At 60.1% G+C, this 21,461-nt stretch carries 17 protein-coding genes; 11 read left to right on the forward strand and 6 right to left on the reverse strand.

What is annotated here, in order from left to right:
- Nucleotides 1–331: 331 nt before the first annotated feature.
- From QRO91_RS11305 to QRO91_RS11335, 7 genes are all read left to right on the forward strand, one after another.
- The gene (locus QRO91_RS11305; RefSeq protein ID WP_197650756.1) at nucleotides 332–700 is read left to right on the forward strand and encodes a hypothetical protein; all 369 of its coding nucleotides are present in this window, start codon (nucleotides 332–334) and stop codon (nucleotides 698–700) included.
- A 100-nt stretch (nucleotides 701–800) separates the two neighbouring features.
- Nucleotides 801–1,163: a hypothetical protein gene (locus QRO91_RS11310; RefSeq protein ID WP_197650757.1), complete on the forward strand. Its 363-nt coding sequence runs from the start codon at nucleotides 801–803 to the stop codon at nucleotides 1,161–1,163.
- Nucleotides 1,164–1,654: 491 nt separating this feature from the next.
- Nucleotides 1,655–1,837 carry a hypothetical protein gene (locus QRO91_RS11315; RefSeq protein ID WP_197650758.1) on the forward strand — a complete coding sequence of 61 codons (183 nt, stop codon included), beginning with the start codon at nucleotides 1,655–1,657 and terminating at the stop codon, nucleotides 1,835–1,837.
- Nucleotides 1,838–2,907: 1,070 nt separating this feature from the next.
- Nucleotides 2,908–4,401, forward strand: a complete 1,494-nt coding sequence (locus tag QRO91_RS11320; RefSeq protein WP_197650759.1) for an ATP-binding protein — start codon at nucleotides 2,908–2,910, stop codon at nucleotides 4,399–4,401.
- Complete coding sequence (locus QRO91_RS11325; RefSeq protein WP_197650760.1) at nucleotides 4,389–5,399, forward strand: PD-(D/E)XK motif protein; 1,011 nt, start codon at nucleotides 4,389–4,391, stop codon at nucleotides 5,397–5,399. The genes QRO91_RS11320 and QRO91_RS11325 overlap by 13 nt, the downstream gene beginning before the upstream one ends.
- Nucleotides 5,392–8,304 (forward strand): Z1 domain-containing protein, encoded by a 2,913-nt coding sequence (locus tag QRO91_RS11330; protein WP_197650761.1) that lies wholly within the window; start codon nucleotides 5,392–5,394, stop codon nucleotides 8,302–8,304. The genes QRO91_RS11325 and QRO91_RS11330 overlap by 8 nt, the downstream gene beginning before the upstream one ends.
- Before the next feature lie 384 nt (nucleotides 8,305–8,688).
- Nucleotides 8,689–10,200 (forward strand): DNA cytosine methyltransferase, encoded by a 1,512-nt coding sequence (locus QRO91_RS11335; protein ID WP_197650762.1) that lies wholly within the window; start codon nucleotides 8,689–8,691, stop codon nucleotides 10,198–10,200.
- Here QRO91_RS11335 and QRO91_RS11340 read toward each other — a convergent pair.
- The 3 genes from QRO91_RS11340 to aceE form a co-directional block, all read right to left on the reverse strand.
- Nucleotides 10,179–10,640 carry a very short patch repair endonuclease gene (locus QRO91_RS11340; RefSeq protein ID WP_197650763.1) on the reverse strand — a complete coding sequence of 154 codons (462 nt, stop codon included), beginning with the start codon at nucleotides 10,638–10,640 and terminating at the stop codon, nucleotides 10,179–10,181. The two genes, QRO91_RS11335 and QRO91_RS11340, sit on opposite strands and share 22 nt — an antisense overlap.
- Nucleotides 10,641–11,045: 405 nt before the next feature.
- Entirely contained in the window at nucleotides 11,046–11,825 is a 780-nt protein-coding gene (locus QRO91_RS11345; RefSeq protein WP_197650764.1) for a hypothetical protein, read from the reverse strand.
- A 135-nt stretch (nucleotides 11,826–11,960) separates the two neighbouring features.
- On the reverse strand, nucleotides 11,961–14,648 hold the full coding sequence (aceE, locus tag QRO91_RS11350; protein ID WP_046984452.1) for a pyruvate dehydrogenase (acetyl-transferring), homodimeric type: 2,688 nt from the start codon (nucleotides 14,646–14,648) through the stop codon (nucleotides 11,961–11,963).
- Between the two features lie 545 nt (nucleotides 14,649–15,193).
- Here aceE and QRO91_RS11355 point away from each other — a divergent pair.
- Nucleotides 15,194–15,754: a PadR family transcriptional regulator gene (locus QRO91_RS11355; protein ID WP_049428602.1), complete on the forward strand. Its 561-nt coding sequence runs from the start codon at nucleotides 15,194–15,196 to the stop codon at nucleotides 15,752–15,754.
- Nucleotides 15,755–15,814: 60 nt separating this feature from the next.
- Entirely contained in the window at nucleotides 15,815–16,612 is a 798-nt protein-coding gene (locus QRO91_RS11360) for a siderophore-interacting protein (RefSeq protein ID WP_049428600.1), read from the forward strand.
- Nucleotides 16,613–17,002: 390 nt separating this feature from the next.
- Here the strand turns inward: QRO91_RS11360 and QRO91_RS11365 are convergent, their stop codons facing one another.
- A complete protein-coding gene (locus QRO91_RS11365) occupies nucleotides 17,003–17,824 on the reverse strand; it encodes a hypothetical protein (RefSeq protein ID WP_197650597.1) in 822 nt (273 codons plus the stop codon).
- A gap of 210 nt (nucleotides 17,825–18,034) precedes the next feature.
- Between QRO91_RS11365 and QRO91_RS11370 the strand changes: the two genes are divergently transcribed.
- A complete protein-coding gene (locus QRO91_RS11370; protein ID WP_049397243.1) occupies nucleotides 18,035–18,436 on the forward strand; it encodes a hypothetical protein in 402 nt (133 codons plus the stop codon).
- A gap of 281 nt (nucleotides 18,437–18,717) precedes the next feature.
- On the opposite strand, the gene QRO91_RS11375 is transcribed toward QRO91_RS11370, so the two are convergent.
- Both QRO91_RS11375 and QRO91_RS11380 read right to left on the reverse strand, forming a co-directional pair.
- The gene (locus QRO91_RS11375) at nucleotides 18,718–19,425 is read right to left on the reverse strand and encodes a YceI family protein (RefSeq protein ID WP_005407837.1); all 708 of its coding nucleotides are present in this window, start codon (nucleotides 19,423–19,425) and stop codon (nucleotides 18,718–18,720) included.
- 86 nt (nucleotides 19,426–19,511) lie between these two features.
- Entirely contained in the window at nucleotides 19,512–20,102 is a 591-nt protein-coding gene (locus tag QRO91_RS11380; protein ID WP_049432905.1) for a malonic semialdehyde reductase, read from the reverse strand.
- A 126-nt stretch (nucleotides 20,103–20,228) separates the two neighbouring features.
- Between QRO91_RS11380 and QRO91_RS11385 the strand changes: the two genes are divergently transcribed.
- Nucleotides 20,229–21,191, forward strand: a complete 963-nt coding sequence (locus QRO91_RS11385) for a mitochondrial fission ELM1 family protein (RefSeq protein ID WP_197650596.1) — start codon at nucleotides 20,229–20,231, stop codon at nucleotides 21,189–21,191.
- The last annotated feature ends 270 nt before the right edge of the window (nucleotides 21,192–21,461 follow it).

Below are 21,461 nucleotides of genomic sequence, written 5' to 3' on the forward strand. Positions count from 1 at the left end.
TAACACCGTGTGCGACAATGCCGAAAGCGTCAGGACTGGCGATCGCCGGTTCTGCAGTTTCTTGGCATTTGGCAGCTGCGCGGGTATCTCTTGGCGTGCCACCGGAAAAGGGTGGCGCGGGACTCGAAAACCCGTTTCTGTACCAGCTGCATACGCTTGCCAGCCGACGTCACCTTTTGTGTGGCGTCGGCTGGCAATCCGTTCGCGTTCCATGGCGGACGGTGCGTGGGGATCTTCGGATCCGCCGGTCTGGTACATACCGGTTTTCGAGCCCGCACCGTCCGCCACCTTTATCGGTGGCGCTGCTATCTGTCCTGTACGGAGCATTGCCATGAACACATCGGACTTCCGTTCCCTGCACGCGCAGTACGATCCGGACAACGCCGAACCCGAGCGCGAAGCCTCCTCCGATCCGAACTCCTTCGTGGCCACGCTGCACCGCATCGGAACCGGTGCGGCTGCGGATGGCCAGCCTTGGCCGGAGCGACATCAATTGCCTGGGCGGTGTCTCCAGCTGGCGGACGCGGATTGCGCGCTGGCGGGGCTGCGTGTGGTGGCGGAGCTGATGTTGGCTGCGGAGCGAACTCGGCAGAACGGCGCGCCCGAGGAGTACCTCGGGGATCGGGTGATGGAAGGGTTGAAGATGGCTTGTGTTGCGTTGACTGCGCAGGTTGCTGAGCGGTTGCACGTGCGGGAGTAGTCCATTTGGACTTGGCCATCTGTCACGTGGCTGTTGACTCTCCACGCGCTATCGGCGGACCGTTCGCCTTCTGGTCCATCCCCTATCTGCAGAGCGTCCAATGAAGCCTGTGATCTATGGCGCTGTGCTGCTGGCGGCGCTGTCTGCCACGATCGTCAGCCGGCATGTACCCAAGGCAAGCTTGGAGCTGCGGACGTTTCGGAAAGTGTCCGACGCTGAATTTGCTGTAATGCGCGAGGAAGCCGTTCGACTGGTGCGCGAGGGCCTGGTACAGCACGCGCGGTACGCGGGAGACCGATACTTCGAGGTCAGTTGCGACGGCAAGCCCGTGATGCTGGTGGACAACTCGTTGGAGCAGCTTGTGATTGTGCTGTATGCGAGCAGGGAGATTGATGTTCCCTGCGTTGTGCCGCTGCTGTCGCATTGGAGTGGGCGCCTTGTGGCGGAGCGAGCGCGCGCATAGCGAATGTGAGTACAGCGGGATGGGAGGCCACGCGGGACCACCTCTGTAAGACCCACATTCTGATACGACCATCTCCCATCACTGTGCCCCGCATCTAAATCTCGTGTTGCACACACTCGTCGTCCGCATGCAGTTGGCCGGCACCAATTGCACCCTAGGCGCCCTACGCCCCCGGTCAAAATGGCCTTGGTTGAGGAGCTCACGCGGCAGAAAGGCGCACCCGAACAGCGTCTGGGCGACCGGCAGATGGGGGGCAACTGATGGCAGTACTTTCGCTGACGGTGATGGCCAGCGAGCGGGTGCGGGGGCAGCGATAAACACCTGCCCCAGCATCCCCTCGACACGCGCAAGGTGTTTCGCCATGACCAGCACACCGGCACGCCGGCTGGCCTGCGCTACCATCCACGGGTTTGGATGACGATATCGCCGCTAGGCTCGGGCGCACCAACAGCCTCCGGACCGTGGGCTGCCCCACCCACACGGCGCAGCCGATGGAGGCCAACCTCGGCCCGCACTGTTTGATGTTCCCGGCGTATATCTACTACAACCAGATCGGCCTGTTTGCAGGTGGCGGCGTGACGCTGGCGGTGTTCTGGCCGGAGCTTCGATGCCGCGCCGTCGGGGGATCAGCCGCTGGGGTCGGTGGAGGATGGGCACCGGCAGGTCTCGATTGAGCTGCGGTATGTGGGTGGCGGGGGGCGGCTGATTACTTCGCGCAGGATTTGAGCGAGCGCGTGGCGCTGACGGCGCGCTGGCGGCTGACGCCTTATGCGGCGGATCGGTCGACGGTGGCGCGCGATGTGCGGGAGGTGACGCCATGTGGTGCGCGGTGGGGACGGACGGGTGAGGACGTTCGTCAGCTGTGACCCTTGGGAGTACATGCCGGATGGGGGTACTGAATCACGGCATCTCCCTCTTTAGACCGGGCGACAAGCCGCTCACGGATGACCCGAACGCGCCCTGCTTCTGATCTTCCACGCCTAGAGCAGGACAAGCGCTGGCAGAAAGCGGACAAGCGCGCGGCGGCGAACGCAACTTCCAGAGAGGGCGCCTGCAACAGTACCGCCGCACCTCGTCCGACGGTGGCACGGCTTCTATGCCGATCTGCTGACCTACGGTGCAGGTGGTGCGGCTGTGGACGCCTGCGTCTAAGAAGTGCGATTCGCGTGGGATATGCAGTGAAAGGAGTAGATGCACGCGTAGGGCCGACGAGTCACGCCCGCGTGCTACTAAGCGACTGGCAACGTTTGGCGGCGACGGTACGAGAACTTATTCACCGCTATAGCGTCAATCAATAAGCGAGCCTAGAGGATGAACATGAGCGAGCTCGCTGGTGAGGAGACTCGCTTTCTGCCGCTCGCACCGGCATTTTGGACAACGCCCATAATCAAACACGCTGCGCTCTGCGGGGTTAACGTGCAGAGCGGTCCAACGCGCGACTAGACGCCCAGCCTGACGATCGACTACTGGGCCGCGATGAATTCGGACAACACTCCCCGCGCACATGATGCGAACAGAAGGCATTCGGACCGACACCACTTAGGTGATGAATCAATAGGGTCGAAGTGCTCGCGCCCTGTAAGCATCCGATGGCAAATTGATCGGCAGGACCATGCAAAAAATAGGCCAAACTTGGGCCCATCGCGTACTGCCTTACGAGGCGGTATCCTACGGGAGTTTCTGCGCCGCAATTGATTTAAGTACCGCCTTACTGCAAGGAGCCCCTTGTCCTATGGAGAACCATGTGTCCCTTACTCTGCCTGACTCAGTTGCCAGCAAGAGGCTTGCGCCAGATCCGGAAGGAACGGCAGCTTTCATGAGTCGAATCGGCTACTCACTGGAAGAAGCCCTCTCAGACATAATTGACAACTCGCTAGACGCTAGAGCAAAGGCGGTTGTAATTAGATTCGTCTGCGGCAGCGATAGAATTAATCAAATTATCATCATCGACGATGGACATGGGATGCTTCCCGATGAGCTGCATGCCGCGATGCAGTATGGCGTGAGACAGCATCATAAAGAAAAGGACCTCGGAAAGTACGGAATTGGACTGAAAGCTGCTGCCTTCAGTCAATGCAAGTCACTCTCGGTACTGAGCCGAAAGGCGCAGAAAAGCTCTGGGCGCCGTTGGACCATTGAATCGATAAAGGACGACTGGCGCCTCGAGGAACTCGATCCGGATCAAGCCGGCAGGATCTTGGATCTCGACTGGCAGCCCGCCGAGCTAGCGACCTCTGGGACCGCAGTAGTCCTCGATAAGCTTGACTCACTCCAGTCTGCCATGAGCGACTTTAGCAAGAATCTGCAGAAAACGATCGTAGAACTGAAGATTGACCTCGGCATACGATTTCACCGCTTCTTGGACTCCGGGCAACTGCGAATTGTTATTGACGTAACTAACGGCTTGGGAAACCTGCCAGACACCCAGCTTCATGTGGAGCCCCTCGATCCGTTCAGATACCCAAAGTCAGGCAGGAAAGGCTATCCGGCGACTTTCGAGTTGCAGGTGGGAACGAAGAACGTCAAAGCCGTGGCGCATATTTGGCCGCCAAAGTCAAAGGATCCCAACTACAAACTAGGTACGGGCAAGGTCGCTGAACGCCAAGGATTCTATTTTTATAGGAATAACCGGCTTATCAAGGCTGGAGGCTGGCACAACCTTCAGTCGGACTCTGAGCCGCACTCATCTTTGGCACGCGTACTAATTGAGATGCCCCCGGAACTAGATTCGACTTTTCGCCTTTCGGTACAAAAGAACGACTTTAATGTGCCGGCGGAGTTCATTGATGCTGTCCGGGCATCCAAGGCGGGGAACACAACATTTCCTGAGTACCTTAAAGCCGCCCAGGACGTCTATCGGAACGTACCGGAAGAAGAGGAAATTGTCTTCTATCCAAAATCGGGAATTCCCAGCGGGCTAGCAAAGAGAGTCGCTCGCTTGCTTGCGGGCAGCTCGGAGAACGCCTCAACGCATCCTATCGACTTTAGGTGGGAAAGAATGGATCCCGACCTCGTCTTCCGATACGAGCCCACCGAACAGACACTAATTCTAAACTCAGTCTTCCGAAGCGCAATCACGGGCGGGAAGAACTCCTCAGCCGACGCTCCCTTATTCAAGATCATGCTCTTTTTCTCATTAAGGGATCTGCCTGCAGCCGGTCGGATGTCGAAGAGGCTGAAGGATCGTGTTGATATGCTTAATAGAATTCTTCTTGAGGCATTGAAATGTCAGGCATAGATGACTATCGACTGCCTCCATTTGATGAAATTGAAGCGGCTTTGGCAACGGAAGCTCCACGTAGGTTTGGGCTAAAGACATCGAGAGAGGTTAGCCTGATCACTGAGCCCGAACATGGCGCACTGTGGCTACTCTACCCTGCAGACGGAAAGGCACTTTCCACGGTATCCGCGACCAGTGTCATAGAGATGTCGACCCGACAAATCGGAGACGTCCATTACTACCAAATTGGATCACAGTTCCCCCCACTCTTCCGAGAGGTCTATTACTTCCTTTGTGGAATTGTTCATCGCGCCGAGGTCTCCCAAGATTCTTTCCAAGACGTCGTCGCGAGCGAACTTGCCGCTTGGGAAGCGCTTCTTCGTGTACCAGATCACTTGGACAGAAATCAGGTAATCGGCCTTCTCGGCGAGCTCTTCGTTCTATGGCGAGTCTTGGGAAACCTTGGCGCCACGGCGATCGACTCTTGGACTGGCCCGGCCCTTGAACAACATGACTTCCGACTGTCGACCGACGATATCGAGGTAAAGACGACTTTGTCACACTCGCGCGACCACACAATTAGCAGCTTGGATCAGTTGACCACTAATCAGCAGCGCTCGCTTTCCGTGGTCTCCATCCAACTGAAGCCGGCGGGTGAGGGACCGGGTACGAGCCTAGGGGAGGCGGTCAGGAAAATTCGCTTAGACTTGGCTGATCACCCAGTGTCTCTTAAGAAATTCAACGACAAGCTGGCAACCATCGGATATCGCCATGAAGACGATCCTCGATACTTGGCAAGATACTGCCTGCGAACTTCGCCAACTATTGTGAGGGTCGACAAGAACTTCCCATGCATCACCGTGGAGACACTCTCTTCAAGTCTCCCAAGCTCGACCCTACGACGTATTACCAAGCTTACTTACATCGTCAACCTCGACGATATGGGCTTCCCCCTAGACCAGCCAGGGTCGCCCGAGGCACTCCGTCATCCGGATAACAAGGATCTTTATGCCTGATCGCCCTACCGTTGCCCTCAAAGCTATTCGAGAGATCAAAGACTTGACTGGCCGACCAGCTAGCTTGGTGGAAGCGCTGGCAAGCTGGTCGAAAAAGGAGGACCTCGACGACCCAATATCTGTTCAAGAATTTTTGGGCTGGCTTCAGCCGGCAGCGCATGAACCTTATGTGCGGCAGAATTTTCACGGAATGATTTCACAATGGGACTATCGCCAAGAATTCGACTGGAGCAACGGCACCGCGCCGAGCTCCGAGGCCAGGAGGCACCTAATTTGCTCTCTCCTTCATCTTTCAGAGCAAGAGGAGGAGCTAGTCTCGCAGATTTTCCCGGTGTATCCAAAGATCGACCAGCCAATCAGAATCTCCGCAGAGGAGCCCGGCACTGCGTCTTGGTACAACGAGCAGCGACGTGATCAAAGCTCTTTCTACTGGAAGAGCTACGAGCGGTATCTGTTGCAGGAAAAGGGTTGGACACCAAAGAACGTTGCTGTTCTCGATTCGACAAGTACAGACGTTGTTGCAGATCTTTGCGATCCGCTAAGCGCTGAAGCACGCACGACACGCGGGCTCGTAGTGGGATATGTCCAGTCAGGAAAGACGGCCAACTTTACGGGCGTCATCGCTAAAGCACTGGATGCAGGCTATCGCTTGGTGATCGTTCTTGGAGGTTTGCAGAATACTCTACGGAGCCAGACTCAGCGTCGAATCGACAAGGAGCTTGTAGGCAGAGAGACCTTGGAGGCGAGTACGGATGAGTACACTGCGGATGGCGATTGGTCAGATTTCAACATGCACGGCTCGATGCCCGACAAGCTTGGTTCTTTCAACATAGACCGCTTGACAACGAGCTCACAAGATTTCCGTAATCCGGTGGGAGACCTTTCCAGACTACGCTTTCTCAAGTCAAATCCTTCGCTGCCTTTTAATGACCCAACGAACTTGGGAAGACACCCGGCCAAGCTTGTTGTCATCAAAAAAAACAAAACCCCGTTAACCAACCTCTTGCGTGCGCTCGAAAAATCACAGAAGGCCGGCACATCCTGGGCTGAAGTCCCGTCGTTAATTATTGACGATGAGTCGGATCAGGCGTCCCTTAACTCAAAGAAGCCGGCGAGCTCTCAGCAGCAGGAGCGCACAGCCATTAACGGACTCATTGTCGACATTCTATCAATCCTGAGGCGAGGACAGTATGTCGGATATACCGCCACACCATTTGCAAATGTATTTGTGAATCCTGATGATGCAGAAGACCTGTTCCCATCAAACTTCATAACATCGCTCCCACGCCCCGATGGATACATGGGAGTCCAAGACTTCTACGACCCACCTGAGATTACAAAGAGCGCACCAGACCCGAGTAGCAATTACGGCTCTTACGTCCGCCCGGTCAAAGGAAAGAACGATCTCTCAGAGAATCTTCCGCGCGCAATTGACGCCTTCGTGCTGTCGGGCGCCATCAAATTGTTCCGCGAGAATAGGAATAAATTAAAGTACAAGCATCACACGATGCTTGTACATCTCACAACAAGCGTGAAGGATCATGCACTTCTCAAGGACCAAATAGATTCCCTGTTCTCCAGTGCCGCATACGCGACTGGCGGAAGTGGGTTTGTAAGGCTCAAGGAACTATGGGAGGCGGACTATAAAATTATCTGCAATGGCGGGCGCCATGCAGACGGAACCATCCCTACAGATTTTCAAGACCTAAAACCATTTATTGGAGCATGCGTCTCCAAGATAATTTCAGACGGTCCGCCTACACTCGTTCTAAATGGGGATGATCGCGAAAATGCTCCCGACTTCGACAAATCGAGCGTCTGGAAAATTATTGTTGGCGGCGCAAAGCTATCTCGTGGATATACAGTTGAAGGACTAACCATTAGCTATTATCGGCGAGTCGCTGGAGCAGCGGACACGCTGATGCAGATGGGGCGCTGGTTTGGCTATCGCGATGGGTATCGGGACTTGGTGCGCCTTTATATCGGAACTCACGAACCGAAAACAAAGAAGGAGAATATTGATCTCTACGAGGCGTTCCGTGGCGTATGCGACGATGAAGAGGAGTTTAGATCTCAACTAAAGGTTTACTCTAGACTCCAAGGTGATGAGCGACTGACACCAAAGCAGATACCACCACTGGTTCCCAGTCACATGCTCATGCCAACATCAAGAAACAAGATGTACAACGCGAAAATTTTGTTCTTGAACTTTGGCGGTGATCAGAAGCAAAGTACAATTGCTTCAACGGATGCCGGCATCAGGCGGGCCAATGAGAAGGCCATGAAAGTCCTTCTTCAGCGAGCGGACCCGACCGAAACGAATATAGCCATTGATAGCGACGGGGACTCGTTCTCATTCGACGCATTTGTTGGAGCTGCGGGCCCTAGTGATATGGCCAAGTTCTTGCTCTCCTACAAGTTTGGCCCAACCGCCAAAGATCAAAAGGACCTCTTACTTGTCTTGGAGTACATTAGTGGCATTCATGGAGATCCGGAGATCCAAAGGTGGCTTGTCATCTCTCCGCAGTCTGTCGGGGAGAGCAATGGGTCGTGGCTCGTTCCAGGAGTGGGGGATTTCTCGATTCGGCGCCGCGAGAGAGTCGGCGACGGGCAGAAGCGGTACAACGTCTTCACTGAGTCACGCCATGTTGTCGCTGCGAAGATGCTCACTGGAATCTTGAAGTCTGCGAAACCATCCAACCTTTCAACTCAAAAACTGCTTCTGCCGGGCACCGCGGCAATGCTCTTCTATCCGGTATTATCTAGCTCAGAGATTGAACAAGGCCAGATTCCTACCATGGGCTTCTCACTATTATTTCCAAATAACAGAATGAGACGTCGCATTAGGTATGGCGTTCAATCCAAAGACCGCCCAGGCGACGTGACAGTTGACGTGGTGAGCTGACTTTCGGTTCGCTAGGGGTAGACTTCACGCAGCTGGAAGCGTGATACCCGTATCCTCTAGCAACGAGCTTCTCGTTCAGGCCCATGGGCTAAAGATGGGGACGGCGGAAGTATCCTCCGCCGTCTCTATGATGCTCGTGCCCTGAAGGTACTGTCGCTCCCAGCTCGGTTTAGCTATCTATTTCTTTTTTTTCTAGCCATTGGCTTGTGGCCTTGATGCTTACACGCTGAACTGCTTGAACTTTGGTAGCCCGAGTATCTGAGATCACGGTTCGTTCCTAGGTCGTTTGGGCGCAATTCTTATTGAAAATTGCGCTAGGGCATGACATCCTGGCGGCGCTAGAAGGGCGCATCTGCGCCTCTATTTATAATTGTGAAAATAGGCATGCACATCCCAGTCGTCGACATCTTCGCAGGCCCGGGTGGGCTGGGCGAAGGGTTCTCCGCTTACACCTCTTCCCGCTCTTCGAAGTCACGCCCGTTCAAGATCTCCATTTCGGCCGAAATGGAGGTCAATGCAGCCAAGACGCTGCGACTTCGGGCGTTCTATCGCCAGTTCGCACCCCACAAGGTGCCCGATAGCTACTACGACTACGTGGCAGGACGAGTAGACCGCCCTTGGACGGAGGTGACCAAGACTGAGTGGGACAACGCCTGCCATGAGGCGAGGCAGTTGAAGCTCGGCGATCCGGAAGACGACAAGGTGCTTCATGCCCGTATTCGCGAAGTCGCGTCGCAGGAAGACCCGTGGGTTCTGATTGGTGGACCGCCCTGCCAGGCGTACTCCTTGGTCGGACGCGCCAGAAACCGTGGCGTAGTGGGCTACAAGGCAGAGGAAGATCCGCGTCACTTCCTCTACCAGCACTACCTAAAGATCATCAAGAAGTACTCACCCGCTGCGTTTGTAATGGAGAACGTCAAGGGCATTCTCTCCTCGAAGGTGGGCGGTGAGCTTATGTTCCCGCGCATTCTCGCGGACCTTCGAGCACCTGGTGGTCGGAACGGCCCGCGCTACCGAATTATCCCTTTGGTAGAGGACCAGAGTGGTCTGTTCGATGACGACGATGGACGCCGATACATTCTAAGGGCCGAGGAACTTGGTGTTCCCCAAGCTCGGCACCGCGTGGTTCTTTTTGGTGTCCGGGATGACGTTGACGTTTCATCGCTACGCCAGATCAATCGCGCGCCCGCCAAGTACAGCGTGGGCGAAGTGATCGGCGGAATGCCTCATCTCAGAAGCGGCATCACCAATGTCGATTTCGAGAATTGGCCCGATGCCGCCAGGGAGATTCTGCTCCGTGCGGCAGAGTTGTCTGACGATGCGCAGGTTGCAGCTGAACTGCGCACCCAAGCGAAACTGGTACCTGCTCTGGATGCTGGCGCTGGCGGCAGGGCTAGGCCGTGGACGGCAACAGTGGATGAGGTTCCAGAACATCTCAGGCCGTGGTTGCTGGACGAGCGACTCGGCTACATTCTGAATCATGAGGTTCGCCCTCATATGTGGATGGATCTCGTCCGCTATGGTTACGCATCGGCTTTCACGAAGATTCATGGCAGATCGCCGCGTGGTGCTGGCGAATTCCCTGAAAGCATGCATCCAGACCATGAGAACTGGACAAGCGGGAAGTTTGTTGACCGCTTCAAGGTCCAACGCAGAGACGAGTCAAGCTCAACGGTAACAAGCCACCTTCAGAAGGACGGCCATTATTTCATTCACCCGGACCCGTCGCAGCTGAGGAGTCTCTCAGTCCGCGAAGCCGCAAGACTACAAACCTTTCCGGACAACTATTTCTTCGAAGGCTCACGTGGAGCTCAGTTCCGCCAAGTTGGCAATGCAGTGCCGCCATGGATGGCACGGCAGATCGCGGATGTAGTTTATTCCGTGCTCGCACCCTGAGGTAGAGAGTACTCTTGAAACTTACGGTTCGAGTGAATAAAGCTCTTCAAACCTTCCAGCGCGACCTGAGGAGAATGGCGCAGCGCGCACTCCCATATGACAGCGACTCGCCATTCCATGGCTAGCAAAGACGCTTGATTTCTATCATCACGCAAACGATTACCTTCAAGCTTCGCCAACCAAAACTCCCTCCTCGCAGCGGGAGTTGACGCATACTTGCACCTCGGGTGCCTATGCCAAAAGCATCCATGAACAAATATAGCAACCCGATCTCGAATTAAAACAATGTCCGGTGCTCCGGGCAGATCCTTTCGATGCAGTCGATAGCGAAAACCACACGAATGCAGAAAGCGACGAACCTGCATTTCCGGCTTAGTGTTCTTCCCTTTAATACCTGACATCATCTGCGAACGTTTTAACTTACCTACAACGTCCGTCATCTACGGCTCCGCACGAACCAAGTCATTTTCCATGCAAAAACTACTTGCTATAGAAAACTCGCGAGCGAACAATTTGAGTCTCAATAAGCGATATAAATCGCCTCTCTAACTGATCGAAATTACCGTCTCTCTTAAACAAGCTCTCGAGAGCATTTTTCATCTTCTCGTCTCTGCAATCGTCCGCGCGTCCATCCTCTTTGAGAATTAGTTTTACGACTCGATTAGAACCTTTTTCGACAGAAACAATAGCCCCAGCATCTTCATGAACCCGTACCCTTCCAGTCGACGGACTCAAGTAGCGAAAGAGATACTCAGGGCACTCATCCTTATTCAATTCGAAGCCAATCTTCCTAGGTATCTTGGTCTCGGGTAGACCATCTTGGCCTGCATCAATCATTTTCCATCTCATGACATTCCCCCTTCAATAGCTCTAGCAAGCACTCCAACGACCAGTTGATCAGATGTTTGATGCCCAGCCCCCGCCTCCAACACCTTAGGAGGAGCTGGCAGGTCAAACACTACCACGCCCCAGCATCTATCGCCGGAAATATCGATTCGGCGCCCATAAATGTATGGAGACAGCGTCTTCTTGCTTGCCAAGCGTCGCTGGTACTCCCTGTCGGTAAGGAACATCTTCTTCGCTGTGCTTTGAGCGTGGGCACGCTGCTTGCGACCGTCGGTCGGTGTAGGCTCTGCACTGAATACGTGCTTGCCCTTACTCCAGATCGCTCCTGTGACACCATGGTAATCACCTTTGGTGCATTGAACGCGTGATGCTCTGAACACTGTTTGACCGATCACAGGTATCGAATGTGCACCGGAGCGAGAAACTGGCACAAGCCAACCCGCCCAAGGCATACGAAACTCTCCCCAGACCTGCCTGTAAGAAATAAACGCAAGAAAGCTGATCCGGCGGAACCTGTAAACCGTTGCACGACAGAGCTCGTCGTCATAGGAATCCTTGACGTCGAACTCAACAGCCAAGTCCAGGACGTGTTTAACAAACGCATCCAGTCGCTTACGGCGATCTATCTGCCAGTAAAGCAGCAGAACAAGGGCGAGAGCGATCGCAGAAAAGTAGTACTGGACCCAGTACGCAATCAGATGGGCACCAATCCCGGACTTAAAGAATCCTAGCGTCAGGATGCTACTGTTTGTCGCGATAGCGAGCCAGACATTGGCCACGGTTAGAACCGCAGCAGAAGTTAATTTAGCCAAGCCCCCCCCCCTCGGGATCATTCCTTGAAGCTCGCACTGCGATCCGATCGCTTTTGAACCTAGGGGGCGCAGGCTTATTCGCCTGCGACCCCTAAAGAAGGATCAAACCCCAACAGGATTAGCCTTCTCCGGATCAATCTTGTACTGCTTGATCGCCCGAGCCACGTCCTTCGCGGTCATCTTCCCTTCCTTCGCCAGGGCCGCAATCGCGGCATGCGCGATGTAGTACCGGTCAACCTCAAAGAACCGGCGCAGGTTCGCACGCGTATCCGAACGGCCGAAACCATCCGTACCCAGCACCGTGTAGCTCATCGGCACGAACGCACGGATCTGGTCCGCATACGCACGCACATAGTCGGTGGCGGCAATCGCCGGGCCCTGGCGACCTTCCAGCAGTTCGGTCACGTAGGCCTTGCGCTGCTCACCTTCCGGATGCAGGCGGTTGGCACGTTCCACGTCGAAACCATCGCGACGCAGTTCGTTGAAGCTCGGGCAGCTCCAGATATCGGCGGTCACGCCGAAGTCCTTGTCCAGCAGCTCGGCCGCGGCAATGGCTTCGCGCAGGATGGTGCCCGAGCCCAGCAGCTGCACGCGCAGCTCGCCCTTCTTCGGCTTGCCAGCGTCGGTCAGCAGGTACATGCCCTTGACGATGCCTTCGGCCGCGCCTTCTGGCATTTCCGGGTGGGTGTAGTTCTCGTTCATCAGGGTGACGTAGTAATACTCGTCCACCTGGTCTTCCATCATGCGCTTGGTGCCGTGCTGCAGCACCACGGTCACTTCGAAGCCGAAGGTCGGGTCGTAGCTGCGCACGTTCGGGATGCCACCGGCCACCAGATGGCTGAAGCCATCCTCGTGCTGCAGGCCTTCACCGTTCAGCGTGGTGCGGCCGGCGGTGCCACCCAGCAGGAAGCCGCGGGTACGCATATCGGCAGCCTGCCAGGCGATGTCGCCCACGCGCTGGAAGCCGAACATCGAGTAGTAGATGTAGAACGGCAGCATCGGCACGTTGCTGACCGAGTAGCTGGTACCGGCGGCCATCCACGAGCTGATCGCACCCGGCTCGCTGATGCCCTGCTGCAGCACCTGGCCGCTCTGGTCTTCGCGGTAGAACATCAGCTGGTCGGCGTCGACCGGCTTGTACTTCTGGCCGAACGGCGCGTAGATGCCGATCTGGCGGAACAGGCCTTCCATACCGAAGGTACGGGCTTCGTCGGCCACGATCGGCACGATGTGCGGGCCCAGTTCCTTGTCGCGCAGGGTGATGTTCAGGCTCTGCACGAAGGCCATGGTGGTGGAGTAGCTGCGCTCGCCGCTGCTCTTCAGCAGGCGGTCGTAGGCTTCCAGCTTCGGCGCCACGAAGGTCTTGTCGGCCTTGCGGCGGCGCTGCGGCAGGTAACCGCCCAGCGCGGCACGGCGTTCCTGCAGGTACTGCACTTCCGGCGAATCCGGGCCCGGGTGGTAGAACGGCACCTGGCCGTCGGCCAGCTGCGCGTCGGTCACCGGAATGTTGAAGCGGTCGCGGAAGTGGCGCACCGCTTCGTCGTCCAGCTTCTTGGTCTGGTGGGTCGGGTTCAGTGCCTCACCGGCGCTGCCCATGCCGTAACCCTTCACGGTCTTGGCCAGGATGACGGTCGGCATGCCCTTGGTGTTCACGGCCTGGTGGTAGGCGGCGTACACCTTGTGCGGGTCGTGGCCACCACGGTTCAGGCGCCAGATGTCGTCGTCGCTCAGGCCGGCAACCATCGCAGCGGTTTCCGGGTACTTGCCGAAGAAATGCTCGCGGGTATACGCGCCGCCGAAGGCCTTGCAGTTCTGGTATTCGCCGTCGACGGTTTCCATCATCAGCTTCTTCAGGACGCCGTCGCTGTCCTTGGCCAGCAGGGCATCCCAGTAACCGCCCCACAGCAGCTTGATCACGTTCCAGCCGCCGCCACGGAACACGCCTTCCAGTTCCTGGATGATCTTGCCGTTGCCGCGCACCGGGCCGTCCAGGCGCTGCAGGTTGCAGTTCACCACGAAGATCAGGTTGTCCAGGCCTTCACGGCCGGCCAGGGCGATGGCACCCAGGGTTTCCGGCTCGTCGCTCTCGCCGTCGCCGATGAAGCACCACACCTTGCGGTCGGACTTCTCGATCAGGCCACGGTTTTCCAGGTAGCGCATGAACTGCGCCTGGTAGATGGCGGCCAGCGGGCCCAGGCCCATCGACACGGTCGGGGTCTGCCAGTACTCCGGCATCAGCCACGGGTGCGGGTACGAGGACAGGCCACCGCCGTCCACTTCCATGCGGAACTTGTCCAGCTGCTCTTCGCTGATGCGGCCTTCCAGGAAGGAGCGCGCGTAGATGCCCGGGGCGCTGTGGCCCTGGATGAACAGCAGGTCGCCCGGGTGGTTTTCGCTCGGGGCGCGCCAGAAGTGGTTGAAGCCCACGTCGTACAGTGTGGCGCCGGAGGCGAACGAGGCGATGTGGCCGCCCAGGTCACCCGGCTTGCGGTTGGCGCGCACCACGGTGGCCATCGCGTTCCAGCGGATGATCGAACGGATGCGCCATTCCAGCTCGGCATTGCCCGGGCTCTTGGCCTCGAGCTGCGGCTCGATGGTGTTGACGTACTCGGTGGTGGGAGAGAACGGCAGGTAGGCGCCCGAACGACGGGTCAGTTCCACCATGCCTTCCAGCAGCTGATGCGCGCGCTCGGAGCCCTCGACATCAATAACGGCCTTCAACGACTCGATCCACTCCTGGGTTTCCACAGGATTCGGGTCGTTGTTCAGCACCTCGTTCAACCAGTTCATTAGCGCTCCCATAACCGCACGCACGCGCGCGACTGTTGTATAGATTTCTAGACCGCAAAGTGTAGCGCACCAAGGGCTTTCGTCACTTGGCTACGCAGGCGTATGGATGCAACCGGCCAGTGTCCGCAAGGGGCTTGCCGGGCCCACTGATGGCCCTGCGGCGGGCCTTGGCAGCTGCGCGGGCTGTCGCTTGCGGGCTGCTGCGCCCATGTGCAGGACGCAGTGTTACCGCTGCCGATGACGGTTGTAGGGCAACTCCGGCACCGCCGTAGGTGGGCGCCGGGCGGCGGTTCTGAACCGGCGACAACGTGTCGCATCTGCCTCTGGATCGATGCCGGCCGCGGGCCCAGGGTGGGTCGCGAGTGATGGGCCCGATGGCCCTGCTCCCTTCCACAGCATCGCCGGGGCGCCTCGCAAGGGGCGCCCCTTTTGCTGTGAGTGGGGCTGGCCGTGGCCCAAATTGCACCTGCTTGTGGCCGGATCGGGTGTTGTCGCTTTCGACGTATCGATATATCGTTTTAACACTCGTTTACCGATATATCGAAATGAGCCGAAGCCCCTCTCCCAGAGCCCGTTCCACCGATTCGGCGGTACCCCGTCGCAACGGCCAGCCGCGCGTGCTCAGCCGCGGCGACCTGCGCCTGCTGGTGCTGGCCCTGATCGGCGAGCAGCCGCGCCATGGCTACGAGCTGATGCAGCTGATCAGCAACCAGTTCATGCAGGCCTACACGCCCAGCGCCGGCACCATGTACCCGCTGCTGGCCAGCTTCGAGCAGGCCGGCTGGATCGAGGCCGAGGAAGTGGACGGCAAGCGGATCTTCCGCATCACCGCCGCCGGCGAGTTCGAGCTGAAGGTGCAGCGCACCCAGGTGCGGCTGGCGCAGCGACGCGCCTTCGACCGTGCCCGCGAGATCACCAAGGCCTCGCTGCCGGCGCCGCTGGCCGGCGCCCTGCACGAGTTCAAGCGGGCGCTGGTGCATCACCACGGCCGCTGGGCCGAGGGTGAGGCGGACGAAGTGGCGGCACTGCTGACGCGGGCCTCGGCCCTGCTCAACGGTACGGCCGGTAGCGAGCAACCACCGATTTCAACGACCCAGCCAGACTGACGCCCGCCAGGTCCTCCCCTACGCCGCGCGCTCCCGCGCGACACCTTTACAGGTATCCCCATGACCGAACACAACAACACGCGCCTGCGCCTGGATGTGCGCTTCCGTGAACTGACCGTGCTGCGCACCGAAGAAGTCACCCCGCACATGCGCCGCATCGTGCTGGGCGGCGACGAACTGGCCGGCTTCGATTCGCCCGGCGCCGACGACCACATCAAGCTGTTCTTCCCCAACGCTGCGGGCGAGATGGTGCTGCCGACCATGACCGCCGAGGGCCCGCGCTACCCGGAAGGCAAGGAGCATTCGCCGGCCCGCGACTACACCCCGCGCTGGTGGGACCACGAAACCGGCGAGCTGGCCATCGACTTCGTGCTGCACGACCAGGGTATTGCCGGGCCGTGGGCCGAACGCGCCCAGCCGGGCGACACGCTGGTGATCGGCGGCCCGCGCGGTTCGTTCGTCGTAGCCGACAGCTACGACGCCTATGTGCTGATCGGCGATGAGACTGCGTTGCCAGCGATCGCCCGCTGGCTGGACGTGCTGCCGGACGGTGCCGAGGTGCAGGCCTTCATCGAAGTGCGCGACGAGGCCGAGCGCCAGGACCTGCCGCAGTACGAGAACGTGCGCATCCACTGGCTGGAGCGCAACGGCTTCCCTGCGGCCAGCAGTACGCTGCTGGAAGACATGCTGACCGACTTCGAGGCGCCGGAAGGTGATGTCTTCTACTGGATCGCCACCGAATCACGCCGTGCGCGGATGATGCGCAAGTTCATCGAAGGCCACCTGGGCGTGCCGCGCGACTGGATCCGTTCCACCGGCTACTGGAAGGCCCACCCCGACGAAACCGACGGCGATTGACCGTGCAACCGGTGGGTGCGGACCGTTGGTCCGCACGCCTTTGACCTTGTAGAGCCGAGCCCACGCTCGGCTGCTGTTCGATCCGCCCCCGCGCTACGCGCGATGAGCCGAGCATGGGCTCGGCTCTACAGGGGTCATCGGCGGCCATGCATCTTCCCTGGTGGGTGCGGACCGTTGGTCCGCACGCCTTTGACTATGTAGAGCCGAGCCCACGCTCGGCTGCTTTTCGATCCGCCCTCGCGCTACGCGCGATGAGTCGAGCATGGCTCGACTCTACAGGGGTCATCGGCGGCCATGCATCTTCCCTGGTGGGTGCGGACCGTTGGTCCGCACGCCTTTGACCTTGTAGAGCCGAGCCCACGCTCGGCTGCTTTTCGATCCACCCTCGCGCTACGCGCGATGAGCCGAGCATGGGCTCGGCTCTACAGGAGCACTGGGCGCCCCCTGCCGCGTCCACCCGAACCGCTGCGCGGCCCAGATCTCCAGCGCCACCAGCAGCGCGATGATCAACAACGGCAACAACAGCCCGAAATACACGCCGGGCATCATGCCGTTGATCTGCGCCTTCACCAGCCGCAGCACGCCGCGGGTATGCAATAGCTCATCCACATGCATGGTCAGCGCCTCGCGCACCACCTTGGGTTCCAGGCCGAGGGTACCGGCCCGGTCCACCAGTGTGTCTTCCACCATGCCGCGCAGCAGCCCCTCGCGCACCTTGCCGATCACCCAGCCGGTGCCGCGTGCCAACGGGCCGTTGCCAAGACGGTCGAGGCCGGGCAGCGGGTGCTCGCTCAGATAGGCCGAGGCGATCGAGTCGGCCACATCGCCCACCGTGCCCTGGCTGCGCAATGCATCGCGCATGCGTGGGTCGTCCAGTGAGTCGGTGAAGCCTTCGCTCCAGCCTTCCACCAGCGTCTGCAGGTGCGGCTGGAAGTGATCCAGCTGCTTGAACAGCGCGCGATGCGCACCGGCAGTGAACCCCAGCTGCAGGCCGAAGAAGGCGGTGGCCAGCGGCAGCAGCACCACGTAGCTGGCCAGCAGCCAGTGATGCCAGCGCTTGCGCCGCTGCAACCAACCACGACGATGCAGCCAGCGCCAGCCGAGGATGCCCAGCACCAGGCCGAGCAGCGTGCCGAGCAGGCTGCCGCCCAGCAGATCGAGCACGCTCAGGCCCGACCAGAATTCGTTCAACCAGTACTGCGCGTCCTGCATGGGTCTTCCTTCCGTGGGTGCGGCTGCGCCTGAAATGCCAGCCAGGTAGAGTCGACTGTTAGTCGACTAACGCGCGCAGCGCGGGGGTTTCCGGCATCGCGCCAAGAGCAGTCGACTAACAGTCGACTCTACCAAAGCGGAAGCCTCACGGCCCGGAGCACGCCAACCAATGCGACAATCGCGCTCCTTTCCTGCAGCAACGAGGCCCACATGGCCAAACTGACCCTGGCCAGCGTGGACGCGCTGCGTACCCGCTTCGCCGATGACGCCGCCTGCGATGCGGCACTGGCCGCCTTCGCCGACACCGCCGCACTGCGTACGCCGCTGCGCGAGCTGGTGGAAGCGCAGCACCGCTACCTGCAGGCCGAGTTCGAAGTGGCGCAGGTGGCCGATGTGCTGCGCCGCGACCAGAAATACGCGCCGGTGGGCCGCCCGTCGGTGCACATCGTGCAGCTGCGCAAGCAGCAGGCCGCGACCAAGCAGGCCGCGTTGATCGCCCGCCAGGTGGTGGCGCAGGCGGCGCAGACCTTCGTGCGCGTGAGCGGGCTGGCGGTGAAGGCCAAGCAGAGCCCGAGCGAAGCGTGCGTGGCATGGTTGGGCGCGCTGCGCTGACAGCGCCGCCCACGATGTGATGGAACCGGCCAGCGTGTGATGCAACCGACCCGCGGTAGAGTCGACTGTTAGTCGACTCGCGCGCGCAGCGCGGGGTTTTGGCATCCCGCGAAGAGCAGTCGACTAACAGTCGACTCTACCAAAGCAGGTTTTCCGCGCAGTGCAGGTTTCCCACGCAGTGCGGAGTTTCCACGCGTCATCGACGCGGATCGCATCCCCCAAAAAGAAGGCCCGCTTTTCAGCGGGCCTTCTGCCTTCTCACGACGAGTGAGCGGGGGGCATCAAGCGGCCGGCTTTTCGCCGGTGGCTTCGGTGGTGATGCGGATCTTCACTTCATCGCTGACGTTCGGGGCATACGCGCCGACGCCGAAATCGCTGCGCTTCAGGGTGGTGGTGGCATCGAAGCCGGCGGCCGGAACCTTGGCCATCGGGTGCTCGCCGCCGCCGTTGACGGTGACGTCCAGGGTGACCGGCTTGGTGATGCCCTTGATGGTCAGGTCGCCGGTGACGGTCAGCTTGTTGGTGCCGGCCGCTTCCACCTTGGTGCTCTTGAAGGTGGCATCGGCGAACTTGGCGGCGTCGAAGAAGTCGGCGCTCTTCAGGTGCTCGTCGAACTTGGCGGTGAAGCTGTTCAAGCCGCTCAGCGGCAGCTTCACTTCCACAGTGGACTTGGTCACGTCTTCGGCGTTGTACACCAGGGTGCCTTCAACATTGCCGAAGTGCGCGCTGGGGTTGGAGAAGCCGAAGTGGCTCCACTGGGCCAGCACGTCGGTGTGGGTCGGGTCCAGCTTGTAGGTGCCCGAGGCGATCTTGATCGCTTCGGCCGCCGGGGCGGCAGCAGCGGCATCGGCAGCCGGGGTGGCGGCCTGCTCGGTGGTGGCCGGGGCGGCGGCATCGGCGGCCGGGGCAGCGGTGTCGGCCGGCTTGGAGCAGGCGGCGATGGCCAGGGTCAGGGCCAGCGGCAGCAGCAGTTTACGGGTGGCGCTCATCTCAGGAACTCTCCGGATCGTAGGGTGGGTACACGGTGCAGCAAGAGCCCGCCGCGGGACGGCGGGCCCGAAACCGATACAACGACTTACGCGATGCGCGCCGCTTCGTCGAACGACAGGCGCGGCAGACGCGGGAACAGGCCCGCCGGGTCACCGTAACCCAGGTTGACCAGGAAATTCGACTTGATGGAGGTACCGGCGAAGAACGCTTCGTCCACCTTGGCCGGATCGAAGCCCGACATCGGGCCGGCATCCAGGCCCAGCGCGCGTGCGGCCAGGATCAGGTAGGCGCCCTGCAGGCTGCCGTTGCGGATGGCGGCTTCGTGGCGGCCTTCCTGCGGGCCGTCGAACCAGGCCTTGGCATCGGTGTGCGGGAACAGGTAGGGCAGCTTCTCGTGGAAGTCCAGGTCGAAGCCGATGATGGCGGTGACCGGGGCGGCCATGGTCTTGGCCAGGTTGCCTTCGGACAGGGCCGGGGCCAGCTTTTCCTTGGCTTCCTTCGAGGTGACGAAGACGAAGCGGGCCGGCGTGGTGTTGGCGGCGGTCGGGCCCCACTTCACCAGGTCGTACAGTTCCTTCAACAGGCTCTCAGGAACCGGCTTGTCCAGGAAAGCATTCTGGGTGCGGGCAGTACGGAACAGCTGATCGAGGGCAGCAGCGTCGAGCGCGTGGGACATCGGTGGATCTCCAGGGCGGCGAAGGGAAGTCAGTGCCCGCGGGCGGCGCGGGGCGAATCGACGAGCCGCAGTGTAGAGTGTCGCGACTGTTGCAACACCCAGCAGGGCTGAAACGAATTAATGCCAATGGTGAAACGATCGAGTGCGCCCTGGACGGTCACTGACGGCCGCGCGGGCAATGTCCGCCAGGCGGTCGCGCTGGCCTCGGCGCTGCGCCAGGGCACCCATCGGCCGCTGGTGCTGCAGCCGCGCGCCCCCTGGCGCTGGGTCTCACCACGGCGCCTGCCAGGCGATGTGAACGGCTACGGCGAGGCCTTCGCGACACTGGCCGCCGAAGCCCCGGCGCTGGCGATCGGCTGTGGCCGCCAGGCCGCCGGCGCCCTGCGCGTGCTGCGCGCCCGTGGCAGCCAGGTGGTGCAGATCCTCGACCCGCGCATCGGCGCACGCCACTGGAATATGGTGGTGGTGCCCGAACACGACGCCCTGCGCGGCAGCAATGTGTTGACGCTGCTCGGCAGCCTCAACCCGGTGGACGATGACTGGCTTGCGTGGGGCCGCGCCGCGTTCGCCGGCTTCAGCACCCTGCCCGGCCCACGCACCGCGCTGCTGGTGGGCGGGCCAACCCCGCTGGCGCCGTGGGACGAGGCGGCGATGGTCGCTGTCTTCCGTGCGCTGGCCGACCAGATCCGCAGCGAGGGTGGCAGCCTGCTGGCTACCACCTCGCGCCGCACGCCGCCGGCCTTGGCCGAGATCCTGCGCGCGACGTTCGCAGACCTGCCGCATGTGATCTGGGGCGACGGCGGCGACGGGGTGAACCCTTATGGCGGCCTGCTCGGCTGGGCCAACCGCGTGGTGGTGTCGCCCGATTCGGTGAACCTGCTCTCTGAAGCCTGTGCCACGCGCATGCCGGTGATGGTGGCGCTGGCCGATACCGCGCAGGGCCGCCTGGCGCGCTTCCAGCAGCAGTTGCGCGAACGTGGACGGCTGCAGGAACACTGGCTGGACTGGCAGTACGACCGCATCGAGCCACTGCGCGAGACCGCGCGCGTGGCGGCGGAAGTGAAAGCGCGGCTGGGGCTTGCGCGATGACCCGGGCAGGAAGTCGACTGGGTAGAGTCGACTGTTAGTCGACTGCTGTTTGCGATACCGCTGGAAACCCCGCGCAGCGGGCGACATTCGCCTAACAGTCGCCTCTACCCCCGCGCAACCCCGTCACCGCCGACACCCGAACCGCTTTTCCCCCCGAGGGCTGATCGCCCCTATTACCCCGGCCGGAACCGGGGGTTAGCCTTTCAGGGTTTTTGTTTGGGGCGTCTTCCGTGGAAAAGCCCGGCGCTGCGCCCCCCTTCCGAAGCCCAT

This window comes from Stenotrophomonas maltophilia group sp. Smal32 (assembly GCF_030237085.1).
Taxonomy (GTDB): Bacteria; Pseudomonadota; Gammaproteobacteria; order Xanthomonadales; family Xanthomonadaceae; genus Stenotrophomonas; species Stenotrophomonas maltophilia_Q.

Coding starts and splice junctions, on each gene's coding strand:
- QRO91_RS11355 (WP_049428602.1), top strand. CDS start 15,194: ATGAGCCGAAGCCCCTCTCCCAGAGCCCGTTCCACCGATTCGGCGGTA.
- QRO91_RS11310 (WP_197650757.1), top strand. CDS start 801: ATGAAGCCTGTGATCTATGGCGCTGTGCTGCTGGCGGCGCTGTCTGCC.
- QRO91_RS11335 (WP_197650762.1), top strand. CDS start 8,689: ATGCACATCCCAGTCGTCGACATCTTCGCAGGCCCGGGTGGGCTGGGC.
- QRO91_RS11340 (WP_197650763.1), bottom strand. CDS start 10,640: ATGACGGACGTTGTAGGTAAGTTAAAACGTTCGCAGATGATGTCAGGT.
- QRO91_RS11380 (WP_049432905.1), bottom strand. CDS start 20,102: ATGTCCCACGCGCTCGACGCTGCTGCCCTCGATCAGCTGTTCCGTACT.
- aceE (WP_046984452.1), bottom strand. CDS start 14,648: ATGAACTGGTTGAACGAGGTGCTGAACAACGACCCGAATCCTGTGGAA.
- QRO91_RS11305 (WP_197650756.1), top strand. CDS start 332: ATGAACACATCGGACTTCCGTTCCCTGCACGCGCAGTACGATCCGGAC.
- QRO91_RS11385 (WP_197650596.1), top strand. CDS start 20,229: ATGGTGAAACGATCGAGTGCGCCCTGGACGGTCACTGACGGCCGCGCG.
- QRO91_RS11375 (WP_005407837.1), bottom strand. CDS start 19,425: ATGAGCGCCACCCGTAAACTGCTGCTGCCGCTGGCCCTGACCCTGGCC.
- QRO91_RS11365 (WP_197650597.1), bottom strand. CDS start 17,824: ATGCAGGACGCGCAGTACTGGTTGAACGAATTCTGGTCGGGCCTGAGC.
- QRO91_RS11315 (WP_197650758.1), top strand. CDS start 1,655: ATGGAGGCCAACCTCGGCCCGCACTGTTTGATGTTCCCGGCGTATATC.
- QRO91_RS11360 (WP_049428600.1), top strand. CDS start 15,815: ATGACCGAACACAACAACACGCGCCTGCGCCTGGATGTGCGCTTCCGT.
- QRO91_RS11325 (WP_197650760.1), top strand. CDS start 4,389: ATGTCAGGCATAGATGACTATCGACTGCCTCCATTTGATGAAATTGAA.
- QRO91_RS11330 (WP_197650761.1), top strand. CDS start 5,392: ATGCCTGATCGCCCTACCGTTGCCCTCAAAGCTATTCGAGAGATCAAA.
- QRO91_RS11370 (WP_049397243.1), top strand. CDS start 18,035: ATGGCCAAACTGACCCTGGCCAGCGTGGACGCGCTGCGTACCCGCTTC.